The sequence below is a fragment of the Actinoallomurus bryophytorum genome (assembly GCF_006716425.1).
GTDB lineage: Bacteria > Actinomycetota > Actinomycetes > Streptosporangiales > Streptosporangiaceae > Actinoallomurus > Actinoallomurus bryophytorum.
In genome coordinates this window covers 5,294,254-5,314,244 of sequence record NZ_VFOZ01000001.1, presented here as the reverse complement: position 1 = coordinate 5,314,244, position 19,991 = coordinate 5,294,254, and the positions used below count along the sequence as shown (strand labels likewise).

The 19,991-nt window shown below is 72.2% G+C and carries 18 protein-coding genes; 11 read left to right on the top strand and 7 right to left on the bottom strand.

Annotation, left to right across the window (positions count from 1 at the left end; translation table 11 throughout):
• The first annotated feature begins 1 nt into the window (after position 1).
• From FB559_RS24945 to FB559_RS24925, 5 genes are all read left to right on the top strand, one after another.
• Complete coding sequence (locus tag FB559_RS24945; protein ID WP_141958155.1) at positions 2-646, top strand: DedA family protein; 645 nt, start codon at positions 2-4, stop codon at positions 644-646.
• The gene (locus FB559_RS24940; protein WP_141958153.1) at positions 643-1,773 is read left to right on the top strand and encodes a sensor histidine kinase; all 1,131 of its coding nucleotides are present in this window, start codon (positions 643-645) and stop codon (positions 1,771-1,773) included. The genes FB559_RS24945 and FB559_RS24940 overlap by 4 nt, the downstream gene beginning before the upstream one ends.
• Complete coding sequence (locus FB559_RS24935; RefSeq protein ID WP_185792387.1) at positions 1,764-2,408, top strand: response regulator transcription factor; 645 nt, start codon at positions 1,764-1,766, stop codon at positions 2,406-2,408. Before FB559_RS24940 ends, FB559_RS24935 begins: the two co-directional genes overlap by 10 nt.
• Before the next feature lie 85 nt (positions 2,409-2,493).
• Positions 2,494-2,727, top strand: a complete 234-nt coding sequence (locus FB559_RS24930; protein ID WP_141958152.1) for an EF-hand domain-containing protein — start codon at positions 2,494-2,496, stop codon at positions 2,725-2,727.
• 66 nt (positions 2,728-2,793) lie between these two features.
• Positions 2,794-3,579 (top strand): hypothetical protein, encoded by a 786-nt coding sequence (locus FB559_RS24925; RefSeq protein WP_185792386.1) that lies wholly within the window; start codon positions 2,794-2,796, stop codon positions 3,577-3,579.
• A gap of 12 nt (positions 3,580-3,591) precedes the next feature.
• On the opposite strand, the gene FB559_RS24920 is transcribed toward FB559_RS24925, so the two are convergent.
• The 5 genes from FB559_RS24920 to FB559_RS24900 all read right to left on the bottom strand — a co-directional run bounded on the left by FB559_RS24920 (position 3,592) and on the right by FB559_RS24900 (position 10,223).
• Complete coding sequence (locus FB559_RS24920) at positions 3,592-4,971, bottom strand: DUF4303 domain-containing protein (protein WP_141958149.1); 1,380 nt, start codon at positions 4,969-4,971, stop codon at positions 3,592-3,594.
• 104 nt (positions 4,972-5,075) lie between these two features.
• On the bottom strand, positions 5,076-6,536 hold the full coding sequence (locus FB559_RS24915) for a benzaldehyde dehydrogenase (protein WP_141958147.1): 1,461 nt from the start codon (positions 6,534-6,536) through the stop codon (positions 5,076-5,078).
• 80 nt (positions 6,537-6,616) lie between these two features.
• Positions 6,617-8,104, bottom strand: coding sequence for a sugar ABC transporter ATP-binding protein (locus FB559_RS24910; protein WP_141958145.1), 1,488 nt, complete (start codon positions 8,102-8,104; stop codon positions 6,617-6,619).
• A gap of 1 nt (position 8,105) precedes the next feature.
• Positions 8,106-9,167 carry a sugar ABC transporter substrate-binding protein gene (locus tag FB559_RS24905; RefSeq protein WP_141958143.1) on the bottom strand — a complete coding sequence of 354 codons (1,062 nt, stop codon included), beginning with the start codon at positions 9,165-9,167 and terminating at the stop codon, positions 8,106-8,108.
• A 33-nt stretch (positions 9,168-9,200) separates the two neighbouring features.
• Complete coding sequence (locus tag FB559_RS24900) at positions 9,201-10,223, bottom strand: ABC transporter permease (protein WP_221640176.1); 1,023 nt, start codon at positions 10,221-10,223, stop codon at positions 9,201-9,203.
• 266 nt (positions 10,224-10,489) lie between these two features.
• On the opposite strand from FB559_RS24900, the gene FB559_RS24895 reads away from it, so the two are divergent.
• Genes FB559_RS24895 through FB559_RS24885 form a run of 3 tightly spaced genes read left to right on the top strand, consistent with a single transcriptional unit; the run spans position 10,490 to position 13,902 of the window.
• Positions 10,490-11,248 (top strand): SDR family NAD(P)-dependent oxidoreductase, encoded by a 759-nt coding sequence (locus FB559_RS24895; protein ID WP_221640175.1) that lies wholly within the window; start codon positions 10,490-10,492, stop codon positions 11,246-11,248.
• Positions 11,248-13,029, top strand: a complete 1,782-nt coding sequence (locus FB559_RS24890; RefSeq protein ID WP_141958139.1) for a GMC family oxidoreductase N-terminal domain-containing protein — start codon at positions 11,248-11,250, stop codon at positions 13,027-13,029. The genes FB559_RS24895 and FB559_RS24890 overlap by 1 nt, the downstream gene beginning before the upstream one ends.
• 54 nt (positions 13,030-13,083) lie before the next feature.
• Positions 13,084-13,902, top strand: a complete 819-nt coding sequence (locus FB559_RS24885) for an IclR family transcriptional regulator (protein ID WP_141958137.1) — start codon at positions 13,084-13,086, stop codon at positions 13,900-13,902.
• An 11-nt stretch (positions 13,903-13,913) separates the two neighbouring features.
• On the opposite strand, the gene FB559_RS24880 is transcribed toward FB559_RS24885, so the two are convergent.
• Both FB559_RS24880 and FB559_RS24875 read right to left on the bottom strand, forming a co-directional pair.
• Positions 13,914-14,480 carry a class F sortase gene (locus FB559_RS24880; protein ID WP_141958136.1) on the bottom strand — a complete coding sequence of 189 codons (567 nt, stop codon included), beginning with the start codon at positions 14,478-14,480 and terminating at the stop codon, positions 13,914-13,916.
• A gap of 200 nt (positions 14,481-14,680) precedes the next feature.
• On the bottom strand, positions 14,681-15,448 hold the full coding sequence (locus tag FB559_RS24875) for an SDR family NAD(P)-dependent oxidoreductase (RefSeq protein WP_141958134.1): 768 nt from the start codon (positions 15,446-15,448) through the stop codon (positions 14,681-14,683).
• An 81-nt stretch (positions 15,449-15,529) separates the two neighbouring features.
• Here FB559_RS24875 and FB559_RS24870 point away from each other — a divergent pair, with 81 nt between their 5' ends.
• The 3 genes from FB559_RS24870 (at position 15,530) to FB559_RS44855 (ending at position 19,815) form a co-directional block, all read left to right on the top strand.
• A complete protein-coding gene (locus FB559_RS24870; RefSeq protein ID WP_141958133.1) occupies positions 15,530-16,498 on the top strand; it encodes a LacI family DNA-binding transcriptional regulator in 969 nt (322 codons plus the stop codon).
• A 54-nt stretch (positions 16,499-16,552) separates the two neighbouring features.
• The gene (locus FB559_RS24865; protein WP_141961902.1) at positions 16,553-16,897 is read left to right on the top strand and encodes a TraR/DksA family transcriptional regulator; all 345 of its coding nucleotides are present in this window, start codon (positions 16,553-16,555) and stop codon (positions 16,895-16,897) included.
• A 65-nt stretch (positions 16,898-16,962) separates the two neighbouring features.
• Positions 16,963-19,815 carry an ArnT family glycosyltransferase gene (locus FB559_RS44855; protein ID WP_221640174.1) on the top strand — a complete coding sequence of 951 codons (2,853 nt, stop codon included), beginning with the start codon at positions 16,963-16,965 and terminating at the stop codon, positions 19,813-19,815.
• Positions 19,816-19,991 lie beyond the last annotated feature (176 nt).

Genomic DNA, 19,991 nt, shown 5'->3' with positions numbered 1-19,991 from the left:
CATGATCGAAGCGAGCGGAGCGGAGCCGGCCGGCGGAATCGCCGGCTGGGCCGCCCACATCATGGAATCCCTCGGAGCACCCGGGACGGGCCTGGCCAACGGGATCGACACGGTCTTTCCCTTCGTGCCCAGTGAGGTGGTCCTGCCGATCGCGGGATTCACCGCGGGCCAAGGCCGGATGAGCGTCGTCGCGGCGATCGTCTGGGCCACCGTCGGCTCGGTCGTCGGATCGCTGGTGGTCTACTACGCGGGCGCCCTGCTCGGCCGCGAACGGACCCGGTCGATCGCCGCACGTATCCCGCTGGTCAGGCCGCACGAGATCGACCGGGCGGAGGCCTGGTTCGCGCGGCATGGCGGCAAGACGGTGTTCCTGGCCCGTATGGTCCCGGTCCTGCGCAGTCTGATCTCCATTCCAGCGGGCATCGAGCGGATGCCGGTCCTGACGTTCGCGGGTCTCACCGCACTGGGCAGCCTGATCTGGAACACGGCCTTCGTGATGGCCGGATACTGGCTGGGCGACAACTGGCGGCTTGTGGAGGAGTACGGCGGATTGGCGTCGAAGGCAGTTTTGATCGTGGCCGTGCTGGCCGCCGGCTACTTCGTGGTGGCCCGGCTGACGCGCTCCGGCGCACGGCACCGGTCGTGACGCGGTTCGTCCGGCACGGCGCGGGCGGCGTCCGCCTCGCCGTCGGCGTGGCGCTGGGGGCGCTGACCTCCACCGCCGAGCTGGTCTTCCTGCTCCTGACGGGTCCGGTCCTCCTGGTCCGCCGCACCCCGCCCCACTTCGTCACGGCCGCCGCCCGGCGGCTCGTACGGATCGAGCGCACGCGCCTGACCGCGCTGCTCGGCGCGGGCGAGAACGGGGAGGCGGGCGATCGCCGGGTGCTCGCCTACCTGGCGGTGCGCTGGCCGGTGGGCCTGCTCGGCGGCGGGGTGCTGTTCCTGCTGCTCTACGGCGCGGTGACGACGGTCGCGGTGCTGGCCGGCTGGCTCTACGGCGGACGGCCGGACGGCATCGCCCCGACCTGGCCGATCCTCGTCTATCTCTTCGCCGCCGCGACCGTCTTGCTCTTCCTGGACCTGGCCGGGCTGGCGGCGGTGGCCGCGTTCGAACGCGGGCTCGTCCGCCGGTTCCTCGGGCCGGACGAGCGGGCGTTGATGCGCGCGCGTATCGCCGAACTGTCCGCCAGCCGGGCCGGGATCGTGGCGGCCGTGGACGCCGAACGCCGGCGAATCGAACGGGATCTGCACGACGGCCTCCAGCAGCGCCTGGTGGCCCTGGGCATGCTGCTCGGACGGGCGCGGCGCAACGAGTCGCGTGACCTGCTCCGGCAGGCCCACGAGGAATCGCGGCGGGCGCTGGAGGAACTGCGGGACATCGCCTGGCGCGTCTATCCGGCGGCGCTGGACGACCTGGGTCTGCGTGACGCCCTCGCCACGGTCGCCGAACGGTGCGCCGTTCCGGTGCGGGTCCACTGTGACCTGCCCGACCGGCCGATCAAGCAGGTCGAGACGGCGGCCTACTTCACCGTACGGGAGGCGGTGACCAACGCGGCCAAGCACTCGGGCGCCACCCTGATCGACGTCTCGATCCTCCGGCGGGGCACCCTGGTGATCGTGATGATCACCGATGACGGAGCGGGCGGCGCCGATCCCGGTGGGGGCGGCCTGTCCGGGCTCGCCCGCCGGGTCGCGGCCCTGGACGGGCGTTTCCGCGTGTCCAGCCCGGCCGGCGGCCCGACCGTCGTGACCGCGGAGCTGCCGTGCGCGTGATCCTGGCCGAGGACTCCACCCTGCTGCGCGAGGGACTCGTACGGCTGCTCGCCGAGGAGGGGCACGAGGTCATCGCCGCCACGGCCGACGCCGAGGCGCTGCTCACCGCGGTCGCGGCCGACCCGCCGGACGTGGCGGTGGTCGACGTTCGCATGCCACCCACCCACACCGACGAGGGCCTGCGCGCGGCGCTGGACATCCGGCGGCGTCACCCGGGCGTCGGCGTCCTCGTACTCTCGCAGTACGTCGAGAAGCGCTATGCCACCGACCTTCTCTCCACCCACTCCCGGGGCGTCGGCTACCTGCTCAAGGACCGGGTCGCCCAGGTCCAGGAGTTCCTGGACGCCCTCGAACGCGTCGGCTCCGGCGGCGCCGCCTTCGACCCCGAGGTGGTCCGGCAGCTCCTCGCCCGCACGACGCACGTCGACCCCCTGAACGACCTCACCGCCCGCGAACGCGACGTGCTCGCCGAGATGGCACAGGGTCACACCAACCTCGCGATCGCCGGCCGGCTGCACGTCTCACGTAGCGCGGTCGAAAAGCACATCAACGCCATCTTCGACAAGCTCAGGCTCCCCCGGGACGGCGGCTACAGCCGGCGGGTCCTCGCCGTACTCCGTTACCTGGGCTCCTGAGCTCGGCGGACGGCGGCCACGCGGTCGTGGAGCGGTTACGATCAGGGGCCTTTGGTGGCTCTGGTGTCTTTGGTGGAAGGAAATCATGTCCGATCAGTACGAGGCGGTATTCGCTCGGTACGACACCGACGGGGACGGTCGGCTCACCGTGGACGAGGTGACCGAGGCGATCGCGGGGATGTTTCCGGCGGCCGAGGTGAACGACCTTTCGGGGATCGTCAAGGCACTGTTCGCCGAGTACGACGTCGATCACGACGGGCTGCTGTCCGTTGCCGAGTTCGTACCGCTGGCCCAGAACCTTCCCGAGCTCGGCTCCTAGGAACGAACGCCCTGGTCACCCGGGCGAGGCAGAGCGCCGAGCCGGACGAGCCCCGTACCACGCGCCGTGGAGCTTCTCACTGGCGGCGATGCGGTCGCGGTGGGAGCGGTGACCGGTACCGCCGTCGGTGCCATGGGCCTGCGGCCGCAGAAGGTGGCGCTGGGGCCGCTGGTCGGCGCCGCGGTCGGCCTGGGGCTCTCGCTCCGGTCCGCGCCGGCGCCGGTGGTGGCCACCACCACGGTGCTCACCTACCGGGTGCTGTCGTCGCTGCTGTTCCGCGACCCGCAGGTGAGCCTGCTGGCCGAGCGGGTCCGCCCCGAAGAGCTCACCTCGTCGTACCGCTTGGTGTACCGGACGCTGGTCGCCCGCCCTCTCGGTCAGGCCAGCCTGCCGATGAACCAGCGAGAGGCACTGCGGGGCGTCCGGGGCCGTATCGACACCATCGCCCCCGGACAGGACGGCGACGTGCAGATCCGTGGCTGGATCCGGTCGTACGCCGACAACGACGAGCCGATCTACGTGGGCATCTACACCTACCGCCACGAGGGCCGCGGGTACGTCAGCGTCGGCTTCCCGGTCCCCCAGGCCAACTTCACCGCGACCCTGCTCCCGCGCGCTCGCCCCGGTGGCGGCCTGGTCCTGACCAGCCGCAGCGGCCTCGACCAGCCCGGCCACTACCTGACCTACGTCGACCCGGACACCAGAGACCTCACCGCCCTGGCGGTCCACGGCTTCGCCGAACAGCTCGACGTCCATGTGGAAGGTGACGAACTGCGGGCCGAGCACTCCTTCTGGGTCTTCGGGATCCCGTTCCTCGTCCTCCACTACCGCATGCACCGAAAGCCCGCCTGACACTGATCTCGTTCAGGTGCCGACCCGGCCGACCGGCTGTTGCCGGAGCCAACTCGCAGCGGTCTCGCGGACCTGTTCGGCGGGGTCGTCCAGTGCCGCGCGGACCACGTCGGCGTACCGGCGGGAGTCCTTCTGCCACCACAGCAGGGACAGGATCGCCAGCCGGCGTACGCTCGCGTCCTCGTCCCGGGTGACGACCTGGCCGAGTAGCGGCAGGACCCGCCGGGCGACGGCCGCACCGAGACCGCGTTCGCCGAGTACGCAGACCGCGTGCCGGCGGATGATGACGTGTTTCGAGGTCAGCCCGCGGATCGCCTCGGGCACCTCCTCGACGGTGATGCCGCAGTACCCCCGGCCGGGCTTGAGCTCCTCAGCCAGCGCGGGGACGTACGCCGGCCGGCGCTCGACGAAGCCCTCCAGGGACCGGTAGTCGAGTCGCGGCGGGGCGACCGCGGAGTCGCGGAAGCCGGTGAACGGTGCGACGACGGCGCCGATCACGACCGCCTCGGGAAGACGGTCGGTCTGATCGAGCACGAGGTCCAGCCGGCCGAGGCGAGACAGCGCTCGGGCCACCCACGACTGGTCGGGCCCTTCACATCGTGTCAGCGCGTCATCCAGCGCCCGTACGACGCGATCGTCGGGCCGGCCTATGTCGGCGAGCAGCTTGGCGGCCTTCCCCACCCGGTCCTCGGCGGCGAGCATGGCGATCAGGACGGGAAACGCCGCCGGGCCGAGATCACGCAGCGCCGACGCGGCCTCTTCGCTGCCGATCGGGCCGCTGAACACCCCCAGCCGTGACGCGTGGAACGCGGCCCGCTCGGCCGGCGGAAGCAGGGCGACCCGCGCGAGCTCGGCCGCCCGCTCGTCGAACCCGGGGAAGTGCCGGCTCACCTCGCTTCTGGGAAGGACGCGCCTCACCAGCGTCTCGTGGTACTCGTCATCGAGAAGCAGCACCACGAAGTCCCGGTCGGTGAGCCCGCTCGAACGAAGGCTCGCCCGCGCCCGCCTGCACACGCGGACGAGCATCCCGAGGTACCTGCGGAACGTCGACGCCCACTGGCGGGTCGTTCCCCGGCAGGCCTCCGCGGTGAGTGCCCGCTCCCAGTCCCGGTCCAGATCACCGGGAAGCCACACGTCGCTGTAGTGATCCCAGTCGGCGGCGCTCCACCGCAGATCCGCCTGTTCCCGTGCGGGAAGCGACGCCAACGCCTCGACGGTGTTCATCCCGAGACAGGGGAGCGCGATCCGGCCATCGGTCTCGCGGTAGATGTGGTCCAGCGCGGCGGCGTAGAACCGTTCGCCAGGGTGCTCGGCGATCGCCGACCGAACGGCCCGCACCAGCGCATCCGTCAACGCGCCCTCGAAGGCCGCCCAGTCGAAGGTCCCTGCCACCCCGCCATCCTGCCCGACGGGAAGCCACTCTCCGACCCCAGCCCGCGGGGGGCGTGGGGGGCGGAGTCCCCCACACCGGGGTTCCAGGGGGTCGCCCCCCTCGGCTAGAACGGGTACGGGGCGATGTCGCCCTGCATGGTCACCCACTGGGTCTCGGTGAAGGCCTCGATGTTGGCCGCCGGACCGCCGGCGCGGCCGCCGGTGCCCGAGATGCCGACTCCGCCGAACGGGGCCGTGGCCTCGTCGTCCACGGTCTGGTCGTTGATGTGCACGATGCCCGAGGGGATGCGGCCGGCCAGGTCCAGTGCCTTCATGACGTCGCGGCTGAGGATGCCGAGCGACAGGCCGTAGTCCGTGCTCCGGGCCAGGTCGGCGGCGTCGTCGAAGGAGGAGAAGACGCTGACCGGCGCTACCGGGCCGAAGATCTCCGTGGTGTACGCCGGGCTGTCCGGGGTGACGTCGGCCAGGACGGTCGGCCGGTAGTACAGGTTCTCGTACGTGCCGCCGGCCGCCAGCCTGGCGCCCGCCTCGACGCTGGCGGTCACCACGGCGTGCACCTTCTCCAACTGGTGCGCGTCGATGATCGGGCCCAGCGCGACGGGCTCGACCGCGGGGTCGCCGACCGGCAGGGCGTCGGCCTTGGCGGCCAGCCGTTCGGTGAACTCACCGGCCAGGCTCTCGTGCACCAGGTGGCGCCCGGTGGTCATGCAGATCTGGCCCTGGTGCATGAACGACCCGAACGCGGCGGCGGACACGGCCAGGTCCAGGTCCGCGTCGTCCAGGACGATCAGCGCCGAGTTGCCGCCGAGCTCCAGGTGGGCGCGCTTGAGGAGGCGTCCGGCCAGCTCGCCGACCTTGCGGCCCGCGGCGGTGGAGCCGGTGAAGGAGATGACCCGCACGTGCGGGTCGGTGACCAGTGCCTCACCGGCGTCGGCGCGGCCGGGCAGCATGTGGAACACGCCGGGGGGCAGCCCGGCCTCCTCGAAGACGCGGGCGAGGACCACGCCACCGGAGACGGCCGTACGCGGGTCCGGCTTGAGGATGACGGCGTTGCCCAGGGCGAGCGCGGGGGCGACCGACCGGATGCCGAGGATCAGCGGGAAGTTGAACGGTGAGATCACGCCGACGACACCGACGGGGATCCGCCGGGCGAGGCTGAGCCGTTTCTTGGCCGTGGGCAGGATCTCGCCGGTCGTGTGCGAGGCGAGCGCGGCCGCCTCGTAACACTCCTGCGCGGCGATGTGGGTCTCCAGCGCCGCCTTGGGCGGGATCGCTCCGGTCTCGCGGACGATCCATTCCTCGATCTCGGCCGCGTGTTCCTCGAAGAGACGGCCGGCGTTGCGGAGCACCGCGGCCCGCTCCTCGAAGGAGGTCTCGGCCCAGGCCGCCTGCGCTTCGGCCGCCGCCGCGGCGGCGGATCCGATCTCGGTGGGGCCGGCGAGACCGGTCCGGCCGAGCTCGATGCCGGTGGCCGGCTCGACCACGCTCAGCTCGCCGGCGGCCGACGCGCCCCAGTCACCGCTGAACACCGATCCGGTCCAGATCTTCTCGTCGAGAAAGCTCATCGTCTCCCTGCCTTCGTCCTCGGTCGAACCAGCCGCCAAGCCGGACGCCGTACCCGAACCGGCCACAGCCTGGGGCTCCTTCAGAGCGGCGCCGCGAACCCGGCGTTCATCGCCAGGCTCAGCGCCTGCTCGGAAAGCGACTGCCCGTCGATCTCATCAGTGATCCGGCCCCGTTGGAATACCAGGACGCGATCACACAAATCGACAAGCTCGGTCAGGTCCGTGGCGGCGATCAGGACGATCTTGCCGTCATTCGCGAGGTCACGCACGATTTCGTGCATTTCGGCGCGTGCGCCCACGTCCACGCCACGTGTCGGGTCGTCGAGGGCGAAGACGGCCGGATCGGCGTCGAGCCACTTGGCCAGGACCGCCTTCTGCTGGTTGCCGCCGGACAACTGCGCGGTGACGTCGTACGGGCCGCCGCGGATGCGCAGCCGCCGGATGAGGTGTTCGGTCCGTTCGACCATCCGCCGCCGGGAGGGCATCAGGCCGTCGCGGCCGAGACCGAGCCGGCGTACCGCGGTGGCGTTCTCCCACAGTGACTGGTCCAGCATCAGTCCCCGGCCCTTGCGGTCGCCGGAGACGTACGCGACTCCGGCGGCGACGGCGTGGCGCGGCGAACGGGGCGCCGCGCCGCCCGGCAGCCGTACCGATCCGGTGGCCGGCCGGGCCCGGCCGCAGACGACGTCGAGCACGGCGAGGTGACCGGCGCCCTGGAGGCCGGCGAGCCCGACGATCTCGCCGCCGGAGGCGTTCAACGACACGTCGCGGAGCCGTCCGGCGACGCCGACGGCGGTGAGCGCGAGCGAGGCGGCGCCGCGCCTGGCCCGCTCGGCCCGCGCGACGGAAGGCGCCGCACCGCCGAGCATCGCGGTGACCAGGGAGTCGACGCCCACCTGCTCGATCTCCTCGCCGGTCAGCACGGTACGGCCGTCCCGCAGCACGGTCACCCGCTGCGCGACGCGCAGGACCTCCTCCAGGAAGTGGGAGATGTAAAGGACGGCCAGCCCGCGTTCGGCCAGCCGCTTGGTGGTCCCGGCGAGCCGGTCGGCGGCCTGCCGCGGCAGCGCGGAGGTGGGCTCGTCGAGGATCAGGACGCGCGGGTCCTGGAGCAGGGCCCGGCAGATCTCCAGGAGCTGCCGGTCGGCGAGCGACAGCGTCTCGACGCGGGCGTGCGGGGACACGTCCAGGCCGAGCTCCTCGAGTACGGGCGCTGCCCGGCGCTCCATCGCCCGCGTGCTCACCAGCCCGAACCGCCGGGGGCCGCCGAACGGGAAGAGGTTCTCCAGCACGGTCAGGTCGCCAAAGGTCATCAGCTCCTGCGACACGATCGCGATGCCGTGCGCGGACGCCTGCCGGGTGTTCGCGAAGCGGACCGGGTGACCGTCCAGCTCGACGCTGCCCGCGTCGGGCCGGACGGCACCAGAGATGATCTTGACGAGCGTGGACTTGCCCGCGCCGTTCTCTCCCACGAGGGCGTGCACCTGCCCGCTCTCGGCGGTGATCCCGGCGTCGTCCAGCGCGGCGACGCCGCCGTAGTGCTTGACGAGACCGGTCGCCGTCAGCATGTCAGCGGGCCTGCGACAGGGGCCTCAAGTTGCCGCCGACGTTGGCGAGGAGCTTGTCGATCTGCGGCTTGTACCAGGCGTAGGCCGCCTCCGGCGACTTCTCCCGCGCGATGACCTCATCGATGTTGCCGCTGTCGACCACCATGCCGGGCGTCTTGAACCAGCCGTTCGGCAGCTTCTTCCCGTCCCGTACGGTCTGGGCCAGGACCGCGGTGGAGATGTAGCCCTTCAGGAAGTGCTCGGGGTCGATGCCCGCGAAGTTGGTGCCGTCCTTGACCGCCTGCAGCGTCTTGGGGTCGACGTCGAAGCCCGCGGTGAGGTACTCCCCCTTCTCCTGCTGCTTGATCTTGGCGAGGTCGTAGCTGTCCGCGTCGCCGACGCCGAGGAAGGCGACGGCGTCCGGGTGCGCGTGCACCTGCGCGATCCACGCGTTGTAGTTCTGCGCCGGGTCGCTGTAGGTGTGGAACGGGCCGAGCGTCTTGATGCCCGGCGCCAGCTTGGCGAACGTCTCCTTGATGCCCTTGACCCGGTTGTCGAGCACCGGCACGCCCGGGTCGGTCTGGCCGATCACGACGGTGCCCTTCGTGTCGGCGCCGAGCTTCTTGACGGCCGCCTGGGCGAGCAGGCCGCCCAGCTCGTAGTTGTCGGTCCCGACGAAGAAACCCACCTTGCTGCCCGGGGTCGGCGCCGTGTCCAGCGCGACGACCGGCACGCCCTGGTCGACGGCCTGCGCCGCGGGGCGGGTGAAGATCGGCGGATCGAGGTTGAACAGGACGACGCCGTCCCGGTGGGTGACGACGAGGTTCTGGAAGAGCTGGACCTCGGCCGGGCCGTCGGTGTTGGGCGGGCCGACCACCTTGAAGTCGATGTTGCCCGCGTGCTGGGCCGCCGACGTCGCCCCCTGGTACATCTCACGGGCGAAGTTCAGGCTGTTGTTCGGTACGGCGATGCCCATCTTGAGCTTCTTCGAGCCCGAGCCCGCCCCGCTGTCTCCACAGGCGGCGGTGAGGCCGAGGACGAGGATCGCGGCGAGGCCGGCCCGCCATGGTGTGCGCTGGTTCATTCGTCGTCTCCTGGCGTACGGGCGGGGGGTCGGTCAGGCGCCGGCGGAACGCGTGCTCCGGAAGCGGCGCAGCAGGGTGTCCGCGCCGACGGCGACGAGAATGACGCCGCCGGTCGCGAAGGTGGTCCAGTTGATCGGGACCTGGAAGAAGGCCAGTGCCGAGGCGACGACACTGAGGATGAGGCAGCCGACGACCGCGCCCACGACCGATCCGCGGCCCCCCGCGAGCGGCGTGCCGCCGATGATGGCCGCGGCGATGGCGGTCAGCTCGTAGCCCTGGCCGACCGTCGGGTCACCCGCCATGAAGAACGCGAGCGAGAAGATCGCCGCCGTGCCCGCCATGAGCCCGGACAGCGAGAGTGCCGCGATCCGCGTGCGCACCACCGGCAGGCCGCTGAACGCGGCCGCCTCGGGGTTGGAGCCGATGGCCCGTACCCGTGCTCCGAACCTCGTACGGGTGAACAGGACGGTCAGCCCGACGACCAGGACGGCGGCGATCCACACCGCGGTGGGAACGCCGGCCACATCGCCGCCGAGGAAGGTGAAGAACGCGTCGTTCTGCGGCAGGTCGGTGATCTGCTTGCCGTCGGCCAGCGCGAGGCCGGCGCCACGGAAGAGCAGCGCCGTGGCGAGCGTGACGATGAACGACGGCAGGCCCATGTAGGTCGTCAGGACACCGTTGAGGGCGCCGAGAGCGGCCGACAGCACAAGGATCGCGAGGAGCGCGAACCACGTGCCGAGTCCGTCCCGGATGAGGACGGCCCCGACGACCATGCACAGGGCGTACATGCCGCCGACGGACAGGTCGACCTCGCGCATGGCGAGCGGGAAGACGATCCCACACGACATCAGCCCGACGTAGACGGTGTTGTGGGTGATCGACAGCAGGTTGCCGGTGCGCAGGAAGTCCGGGTGGAAGATCCCGACCCCGGCCACGATGACGACCAGGACGGCGATCACGCCGAACTCGTCGCGGACGAACCTCCGGTACAGCGGCCGGCTCGTCCTTCCGCCCCCCCGGTACTCGCCGGCGGAGCCGGTCACTGCTGGTGGCATCGCGGACATCGCTCCTCACGGCTCGGCGGGCGGTCTCGGTGGTGCGGTGACACGGTGCGAAGGTGCCGCGAGCATGGACGCATCGGTCCGCACCGACAAGCGGGCCGTTTCATCGAATGGAAACGCGGTGGTACGGCCGGCCGCCACGATTGGCCGCAATCCTGGTCGGCAAAACGGAGACATGGTTGTAGAAAGCCCGCGGTGAGGTTCCGGTGAACGGAACATCGCCCTTGCCGGGGCGTCGGGCGTGCCACAGGCTCGCCACCGTGAGCCGTACCTCAGGTGCCGACCGGGTCGCGCTGGTGACCGGCGCCGCGAACGGACTGGGCCAGGAGTTCTGTGTCGCCCTGGCCGCCCGCGGACACCGAGTGGCCGGGCTGGACGTCGCCGATCTCGCCGAGACCGGGCGCAGGGTCGCCGACTCGTGCGGCGGCGACCGCTTCTTCGGTGTCCGCGCCGACGTGACCGACCCGGCCGCAGTGACGGCGGCCGTGGACGAGATCGCCAAGGACCACGGCGGCCCGCACATCGTGGTCAACAACGCGGGGACCTACCCGGCGATCCCGTTCGAGGACACGACGCTGGACGAGTGGCGCCGGATCATGCGCCTGAACCTCGACGGCCCCTTCATCGTCACCCAGGCCGCGCTGCCCCACCTGAGGGCGGCGGGCTGGGGCCGGATCGTCAACATCGTCTCGGCCGTCGTCTTCCTCGGGCCGCCCGACATGGTCGCCTACACCACGTCAAAGGCCGGCCTGGTCGGCTTCACGCGCGCCCTCGCGAGCGCGGTCGGCGAGGACGGCGTCACGGTCAACGCGATCGCCCCCGGGCTCACCCGCACCACGACCGCGGAACGGACCGTCGGCGCGGACGGCGGGTTCGACCGGGTCCGTGCTTCCCAGATCGTCCCCCGGGTCGAGGAGCCCGGCGACCTGGTCTCGACGCTGCTGTACGTCTGCGACGAGGGGAGCGGGTTCCTCACCGGCCAGACCATCAACGTCGACGGCGGATCCGCGAAGCACTGATGACCAGCGGAGAGACGCGCGTGCTCGCCGGCCTCTGCGAGCTCCTGGTGCCGGGCTCGCGCGCGATCGGACCCGAGCACTACATCGCGCAGGCGGTCACGGGCATGTCCCACAGCGAGGAGGACGACCTGCACGCCGCGATCGGCCTGCTGGCGCCGGCCGTCAGGCAGGGTGTCGACGGACTGGCGCCGCTCGCGCGCTCGGCCGCGTTCGCGCTGGTCAGAAGGCTCGCGATCGAGGCCTACTACGGTGACTTCGCCGTCCACGGCCACACCGGCCCGACCGGCTGGGACGACATCGGCTTCGACGCGCCGCAGGCCCGGCGGCTGCGCAAGGACTGGTCGTTCCTGACCGAGCCGCCGCAAGCGCCCCAGCCGCTGCCGCCGGCGGCCGAGGTCGTGGTGGTCGGCTCCGGCGCGGGCGGCGGCCTGATCGCGGCCGAGCTCGGGCAGAACGGCCACGACGTGGTGCTCATCGAGGCCGGCGGCCTGTATCCGGCCGACACGCACACACGCTTCGAACTCGAGGCGCGGCACCGGCTGTGGTGGCCGGTACGCCACACCGAGGGCGACGATCCCGTCGCGCTGCTCGCCGGCCGCTGTGTCGGCGGATCGACGGTCATCAACACGAAGGTGGCGATGCGCGCCGCCGCGTCCGACGTCGCCGCCTTCCACGAGCGGACCGGCCTGCTCGGCCCGGACGGCGCCGCGTTCTCCCCGGCCGACCTGCTCCCCTGGTACACCGCCGTCGAGCGGCGGCTCGGCGTACGCGAGCGCGCCGACTGGACGCCGAGCGCGTACCGGCTGCGGGACGGGCTGGCGCGTCTCGGCGCGTCGTTCGAGCCGGTGCGGTCCTACACCGACTACAACTGCACCCGCTGCGGCTCGTGCCTGCAGGGCTGCCCGACCAACGCCGGCAAGTCCGCGCTCAACACCTTCATCGCGCCGGCCGTGGCGCGCGGGGAGGTGCGGCTGGTCACCCGCACCACGGTCGACCGGGTGCTGATCTCGGGTGGCGCGGTGACCGGGGTCGTCTGCGAGAGCGGCGTCATACGGGCACGTACGGTCGTGCTCGCGGCGGGCACGCTCGGCACCCCGCGGATCCTGCTGGGCAGCCCGGACTATCTGCGGACCCCGAGCTCGCGGCTCGTCGGCCGTACCATCGGGCTGCACCCCGCCCGGCTCGTCTACGGTCGTTTCGACGAGCCGCAGGACTGTCACCGCGTCTACCCGATCACCGGGCACTGCCTGGACCGCCAGGAGGAGTTCGTCCTGGAGGGCCCGACCATCCAGGACCCGGTCTCGTTCGCCGAAAGCCTGACGGACGAGGATGGCGGACCGCTCTGGGGCCGGCGGCTGGCCGGGGCCGCGGCGGACTACCGGCACTGGGCCGGGCTGCTCGTCATGGCGAACGACGAGAACACAGGCGTGCTCGAACTGGACGTACGCGGCGAGCCGGTCATCACCAAGCGCTTCTCCGCGGCCGAACGCGCCCGGCTGGACGCGGCGCGGGAGTTCGCCGTCCGGGCGCTGCGCGCCGCAGGTGCCCGCGAGGTGCTCTGGACCGGGCTGAGCACCTCACATGCGCAGGGCAGCGTGCCGATGGGCTCAGACCCCCGGCGCTCGGCCGTGGACGCGAACGGCCGGTCGCACGACGTCGCCGGGCTCTACGTCGGGGACGGCTCACTGGTCCCGGCGTCGCTGTCGGTCAACCCATCACTGACGATCATGGCGTTCGCCGCCATGGTCGCCGGCCACCTCGGGAAGGAGCTCACCGGATGAGCGCCCGGCCCGCCGCCCATTGCGCGGCCCCCCTCAGGAGAGAAGGGTTCTGACATGGATGCCTCGCAGGGACCGCCCAAGTCGGTCCTCGCCCGTGGACTGAGCCTGCTGAACGCCTTCGGCCCGTCCGACGTCGACCTGACCCTGACCGTGCTGGCGGCACGCAGCGGCCTGCCCAAGCCCACGGCACACCGGCTGCTGGGCGAGCTGGTGAGCTGGGGCGCCCTGGAGCGTACGCAGGCGGGTTACCGGCTGGGCATGCGCCTGTTCGTCCTCGGTCAGCGCGTGCCCCGGCCGCGCGGGCTGCGCGAGGCGGCGCTGCCGTACCTGGAGGACCTGTACGAGGCGTCCCACCAGAACATCCACCTGGCGGTGCTCGACGGCATCGACACGCTGTTCCTGGAGAAGGTCAGCGGCCGCCGGTCAATGCCGATCATCTCCCGGGTCGGCGGACGGCTGCCGGCGTACTGCACGGCGACGGGCAAGCTGTTCCTGGCGTTCGGTTCACCGGAACGCCTGCGGAGCGTGCTGCGCGCCGGGCTGGCCCGTCACACGCCGCACACCATCACGATGCCCGGCCTGCTCGAACGGGACCTCGCGCGGACGCTCGAACGCGGCTACGGCATCAACCGGGAGGAGTCGGAGATCGGGGTGTCCGCGGTGGCGGCACCGGTCTTCGACCACCGCCGTCGCGTCATCGCGGCGATCTCGATCACCGGCCACGCCAACCGCCTCGACCTGGAGCGCCTCGCCCCCGCCGTACGGACCTCGGCTCTGTCGCTGTCCCGTGAGCTGTCCCACGCGACCGCCAGCGGAACCCTCGTCCTGCCCGCCGTGGAGCCCGCTCCCGTACCGGGGCGGACGGCGCCCTGACCGGCCCCGGTTCACTCGTCGACGACGCCGGGGCGGTCGAGGTGGACGTCCTCGCTCGCCGGGCGGTCGAGATGAGCCGAGACGATCACGTTGCGCGGGTCGGCGTGCCCGCCGCGCCGCGCGGCGTCGCGCACGGAGATCAGGCGGAGTTCGGGCCGGTCGCCGCGGGCCCGCTCCTGTTCGACGGAGCGTCTCACCGCGCGGCGTACCGAGTCGACCTTGAACCAGGCGGTGCTGTGGTCCCGGCGCACCACCTTCACGCGGTCCCCCTCGTTGACGTGCGTGAGCCGGTGGAAGGCGGCCGACCCGCGAGCCGGGTCCACATAGCCGACGATCATCTCCGGGGTGGCTTCGGGCACGATCGCCCGGCCGGGCGCCGCCGGCCGTGACCTCCACTGTTGGGAGACGTGCCGGCGCACGGATCTGACCGGGATGCTCGTGTCGCCGAGCTCCACCCGCTCGGGGCGGGACCATTGCCGTACGGGCGCATGCCCCCTCGACGGCGCACCCTGCAGGTGCGCCATACCGGTGAGCATCGCGACCGCCACCAAGAAGGCGCCTGCGCTTCCGTTCGACACGCAGGGGGCGATACCCGGGCCGGCCGCCAGAGGATCGGATCGCCCGGCAAAAAATGGCTCAACCCCCGGCGAGGGCCGGGATTGGGCCGTTTACGACGCGTCGCATCACGGTCAAGACGCGCACATCGGCGGCGGTGAGTGGCCCCGCGCTCGTCCCGGCACGGTCGCCGGCCTGGTGCGGGCAACGTGCCCGGTGAACCTCACAGCGTCTCCGGGTCCTGGGCGAGCACCGTACGGCCCCCGTCCACGGGCACGGTCGCACCGGTGATGAAGCTCGCGCCGTCGGACAACAGATGCGCCACCGCCGCGGCGACCTCGCCGGGACGGCCCACCCTGCCGAGGGGATGAAGGCGCGCCATCTCGGCCTCGATCCGCGCGCCGTCCCCGCCCGCCAGCAGCTCCGTGTACCGCTCGGTGCCGATCGAACCGGGCGCGACCGCGTTGACCCGGATGCCGTGCGGGCCGTACTCCACGGCGAGCGCCCTGGTCAGTCCCTCGATCGCCGCCTTCGAGGTCACGTACGGCGCGCAGCCCGGCACCGCGCGCACGGCCTGGTGGGAGGAGACGTTGACGATCGAGCCGCCGGCGCCGGCCGCGAGGAACCTTCGCACGGCGGTCGCGCACCCGACGACGGCGAGCGCGAGGTTGAGCTCGATGCCGCGCAGCGTCTCGCTCGTGGGGGTGGAGTCGAACGACGCCGCGTCGCCGAACACCGCGGCGTTGTTGACCCACCCGGCGAGAGGCGCCGCCGCCTGCGCGAGATCGGCCGCCAGCCCGGCGACGGTCTCGTCGGCGGCGTCGCCGGCCAGGCCGACGAGGCGCGGACCGGCGGGGTGAGCGGCGATCCACTCGAGCGCCACCGGGTCACGCTCGATCGCCACGACCGTGTCCGCGTCACCGAGGAGCCGTTCGGCCACCGCCCTTCCGATGCCCCGTCCTCCGCCCGTCACCACGTAGGAACGGCTCATCGCTCTCTCCCTTCGTCATGTACCTCGTTGTAGTGTGGCAAAAAAGTTCGATCGAAGCAGTTCGATAGTCCGGGAGATGCCGTGCCGACCATCCGGGATGTCGCCGGTGAGGCCGGTGTGAGCATCTCGACGGTCTCGCTAGTGCTCAACTCACCCGAGCGGGTCGGCGACGTGACGCGTCGCCGGGTCCTGGCGGCGGTGGACGCGCTGGGCTTCGTCCCCAAGGCCGAAGCGGTCGCGCGGGCGCGTCGCGGAGTGGGACGGATCGGCGTGCTGGCGCCGTACTCCTCCTACCCCTCGGTCGCGCGCCGGCTGACCGGCGTGCTGCGTGCCGTCGGGAGCCGTCCGGTCGAGGTCGTGGTGTTCGACCAGCCGTCCGCCTCGCAGAGCACGTCCCCGCTGCTCGGAAGCCTGCCCGTCACCGGACGGCTCGACGGGCTCATCGTGGTGAGCCTGCCGCTGGAGGACGCCATCGCCCGGCGCCTGCTGGGGCTGGCCACGGTGCTGGTGGACGTACGCCATCCCGGCTTCGACTCCGTGCACACCGACGACGCCGCGGGCGGGCGCCTGGTCGCCTCGCACCTGCTCGCGCGGGGACATCGGCGCTTCGCGTTCCTCGGCGAGACGCAGGAGTCGGACCTGTACGTCTCGCCGTCGCAGCGGCGGCTCGCCGGGTTCCGTGCCGCTCTGGCGGAGCATTCGCCCGCGGTACGGCTCGCCGGGCACGGAGTCGGATCGGCGGTGGCCGCCGCGCGGGAGCTGCTCTCGGCTTCGGACCGGCCCACTGCGGTCTTCGCGGCGGACGACACCCTGGCGGCGGGCGTCATGCGCGCCGCGCACTCGCTCGGACTCGCCGTTCCCGGCGACCTCGCAGTGGTGGGCTTCGACGACGGCGAGCTCGCCGAGGCGCTCGACCTCACCACCGTGCGGCAGCCACTGGAGGAGTCCGGCCGCGCGGCGACCGAGCTCCTGCTCCAGCGCCTGGACGGGCCCGGCGCCCCGCGCTCGATCTCACTGGGGCTCGAACTGGTCGCTCGCGGTTCGAGCTGAGGCCCGCGCTCCAAAGGTGGAATTCGCCGTGCCGCCGGGTCGTTTTCACTGGTGATGACTCCTTCACTGGAAGAGCGACTGGCCGCGGAGCGGCTGAGGACACTGGAGCGCATCGCGGCACTCGACCGCGACCGCACCGGCCTCATCGAGTCCTCGACGTCCACCGGCGTGGACGACGAGCACGATCCCGAAGGCGCCACGATCGCCTTCGAGCGTGCTCAGCTCGAGGCGTTGCTGGACCAGTCGCACCGGCATTTGTCCGAGCTCGACCGGTCGCTGCGGCAACTCGAGGAGGGCGCGTACGGCCGGTGTGAGGTCTGCGGCGACGCCATCGCCCCCGAACGCCTTGCCGCCCGCCCCACCGCCAGCACCTGCATCACCTGCGCCGCCCGCGGCTGACTCTTCTCACGCTCATTTAATGATCGGCTCACCGGAGGCCGACCCCGGTCCCCGACTATGGGGGCATGTCCCTACTTTCCCGTCTACCGTCCCGTAGCTTCGCGTTGCTCGGTCTGCTGGCTGCCACCGGCCTGCTGTACGCCTGGGGGCTCGGCGCCTCGGACTGGGCGAACTCCTTCTACTCGGCGGCCGTGCAGGCGGGATCGCACAGCTGGAAGGCGCTCTTCTTCGGGTCCTCCGACGCCGCGAACTTCATCACGGTCGACAAGACGCCCCTGTCCCTGTGGCCGATGGACCTGGCCGCACGGGTGTTCGGCGTGAACGCGTGGAGCATCCTGGTCCCCCAGGCGCTGATGGGCGTGGCCACGGTCGGCGTCCTGTACGCGACCGTACGCCGGTCGCTCGTCGCGTTCGGCCCTCGTACCGCCACGGGCGGAGCCCTGCTGGCCGGTGCCTGTCTGGCGACGACGCCGGTGGCGGCGCTGATGTTCCGCTTCAACAACCCGGACGCGATGCTGGTCCTCCTGCTGACCCTCGGGGCGTACGCCCTGGTACGGGCGCAGGAGCGGGCGAGCACGCGGTGGCTCATGCTGGCCGCGGCCTTCGTGGGGCTGGGATTCCTGGCGAAGATGCTCCAGGCGTTCCTGGTGGTCCCGGCCTTCGCGTTGGTCTATCTGGTGATGGCCCCGACCGCCCTGCGACGGCACCTGTGGCAGCTGGCCCTGGCGGCGGTGACGCTTGTTCTGTCGGCCGGCTGGTGGGTCGCGATCGTCGCCGCCGTACCCGCGAGCTCGCGCCCGTACATCGGGGGGTCGCAGCACAACAGCGTGCTGGAGCTCGCGCTCGGCTACAACGGGTTCGGTCGCCTGAGCGGGGACGAGACGGGCGGCCTGGGCAACACGAACCAGGACGCCGGTTGGACACGCATGTTCGGCGCGGAGCTGGGAGGCCAGATCGCCTGGCTGCTCCCGGCGGCCCTCGTACTGCTGGTCGCGGGAGTCTGGGCGACCTACGCCCGCCATCGCGCGGACGTGGCACCGTGGTCTGAGCCGCCGCCCGCGCCGGGCCCGGACGTCTCGCAACCGTCCTCTGCCTTGCGCGGCGAAGGCGCTTCGTCCATCGTCCCCGGTTCTGCGGCCGTCGCCTCCTCCGTCGCCCTTGGGTCCACGGCCGCCGCTTCCTCTACCGCCGCCGGCCGCACGACCACCGCGTCCGCTGCCGGTCCCGGCACCGCGACCACGGCGTCCTCGACCGATCCCGGCCCCACCACCACCGCTTCCCCCACCGACCTCGACCCCGCGACCGCCACTTCCCCCACCGACCCCGGCCCAACGACCGCCACTCCCCCCACCAGCCCCGGCCCCACGCACCGCGCGGGCCCTACCGCGGAGCCCGATGTCGTGGCCCGTGCGACCTACTCGGGTCCGTCGTTGCGTACCGACCCGGGGTTGGCAGGGCTCGCGCTGTGGGGTGGCTGGCTGTTGGTCACCGATGCGGTGTTCAGCCTGATGCAGGGCATCTTCCACGGCTACTACACGGTCGCGCTCGCGCCTGCGGTCGCGGCGCTCGTCGGAATGGGTGCGGCCGCCCTCTGGGCGCACGCGGCCGGTGGCCGCCGGACCGGTGCTGGGCGGGTCGATGCTGGGCAGGTCGATGCTGGGCAGGTCGGCGAGCTCGATCGTGCCGACCGGCGCGTACACGATGGGGGTGGGCAGTCGCCCGTTGGGACGCCGGGGTCTCGACCGCGTGCGGCTTCGGCTGGACGGCGTGACGGTACCGCCGCAGCGATCGTGCTCGCGGTCGTGGTCGTGTTGACCGCGTGGTGGTCGTACCGGCTTCTCGGCCGCACCTCGTCGTTCGAGCCATGGCTGCGAGTCCCGATCCTGGCCGCCGGCCTGGTGGCGGCGTGTGCACTGCTAACCGGCCGATGGCTGACGAGCCAGGACGCGACCGACCGGGATCCGGCGGTCCAGAGGCCAACGCGCCAGGAGCCGACGGACCGATGGCCGGCCGACCATGAACCCACCGATCAGGACCACCCGGCCGACCGGGACCCGGCCGACCATGAACCCACCGACCAGGACCCGGCGGACCAAGAGCCGACCGGCCAGGAGCATGCGGGCCGGACGCCGACCGGCCCGGATCTGACCGGCCAGGATCTGAGGGGCCAGGGGACGGTGGACGGTCGACCGTCGCGGCGGCGGCTGACCGGTCGGGTACTCGCCGTGGGTGCCGGTCTCGCGGTCGCGGCCTCGCTGGCCGGACCGGCCGCGTACGCCATCGACACGGCGGCGACCCCGCATCGCGGGGCGATCCCGTCGGCCGGACCATCCGCCGGCTTCGGTGGCATGCGCGGACCCGGTGGTCTCCCGGGCGGTATGCGCGGCGGTTTCGGCGGACCGCCCGGCGGCGGTGCCCGGCAGGGCGGAATGCCCCAGCCCCCGAACGGCCGATTCGGCCCGCCCGGCCAGAACCCGGGCACCGGCGGCGCGGCCCCCGGAGCGGGCGGCATGCGAGGCGGAGGCGTGGGCGGCGGAGCCATGGGCGGCCCCGGCGCACTACTCGACGCGAGCACCCCGAGCGCCGAACTGACCACCCTGCTGAAGCAGAACGCCGGCGCGTACACCTGGGCCGCGGCGACGGTCGGCTCCAACACCGCCGCGGGCTACCAGCTCGCCACGGGCAAGCCGGTCATGGCGATCGGCGGGTTCAACGGCACCGACCCGGCGCCGAGTCTCGCTAGGTTCCAGCAGTACGTACACGCCGGCAGAATCCACTACTTCCTGGCCGGCTCCATGGCACGCGGCCGAGGCGGCGACAGCGGCGGCAGCGACGACGCCCAGCAGATCACCGCGTGGATCGCCCAGACCTTCCCCGCCCGCACCATCGGCGCCACCACCGTGTACGACCTGGGCTGATGATGAACGAAATCCGCCGTGACCGTCACATGGAACCGCCCGGCCCGCCGACTCCGCCACCGGCACCGTCACCCCCCGGCCACGCAGCCGTGAGGATGACGGACTCGGTGGGCCCCCGTCCCCAAAGCCGTACCGAGAGGAACAAGCGCAAACCGAGACGTCGCCGTCACGTACGG

Excerpts from the sequence above, each read along its gene's own strand:
- FB559_RS24915 (WP_141958147.1), bottom strand. The coding sequence starts at position 6,536 with ATGAGCTTTCTCGACGAGAAGATCTGGACCGGATCGGTGTTCAGCGGT.
- FB559_RS44855 (WP_221640174.1), top strand. The coding sequence starts at position 16,963 with ATGTCCCTACTTTCCCGTCTACCGTCCCGTAGCTTCGCGTTGCTCGGT.
- FB559_RS24910 (WP_141958145.1), bottom strand. The coding sequence starts at position 8,104 with ATGCTGACGGCGACCGGTCTCGTCAAGCACTACGGCGGCGTCGCCGCG.
- FB559_RS24875 (WP_141958134.1), bottom strand. The coding sequence starts at position 15,448 with ATGAGCCGTTCCTACGTGGTGACGGGCGGAGGACGGGGCATCGGAAGG.
- FB559_RS24945 (WP_141958155.1), top strand. The coding sequence starts at position 2 with ATGATCGAAGCGAGCGGAGCGGAGCCGGCCGGCGGAATCGCCGGCTGG.
- FB559_RS24930 (WP_141958152.1), top strand. The coding sequence starts at position 2,494 with ATGTCCGATCAGTACGAGGCGGTATTCGCTCGGTACGACACCGACGGG.
- FB559_RS24900 (WP_221640176.1), bottom strand. The coding sequence starts at position 10,223 with ATGCCACCAGCAGTGACCGGCTCCGCCGGCGAGTACCGGGGGGGCGGA.
- FB559_RS24865 (WP_141961902.1), top strand. The coding sequence starts at position 16,553 with ATGACTCCTTCACTGGAAGAGCGACTGGCCGCGGAGCGGCTGAGGACA.
- FB559_RS24890 (WP_141958139.1), top strand. The coding sequence starts at position 11,248 with ATGACCAGCGGAGAGACGCGCGTGCTCGCCGGCCTCTGCGAGCTCCTG.
- FB559_RS24905 (WP_141958143.1), bottom strand. The coding sequence starts at position 9,167 with ATGAACCAGCGCACACCATGGCGGGCCGGCCTCGCCGCGATCCTCGTC.
- FB559_RS24885 (WP_141958137.1), top strand. The coding sequence starts at position 13,084 with ATGGATGCCTCGCAGGGACCGCCCAAGTCGGTCCTCGCCCGTGGACTG.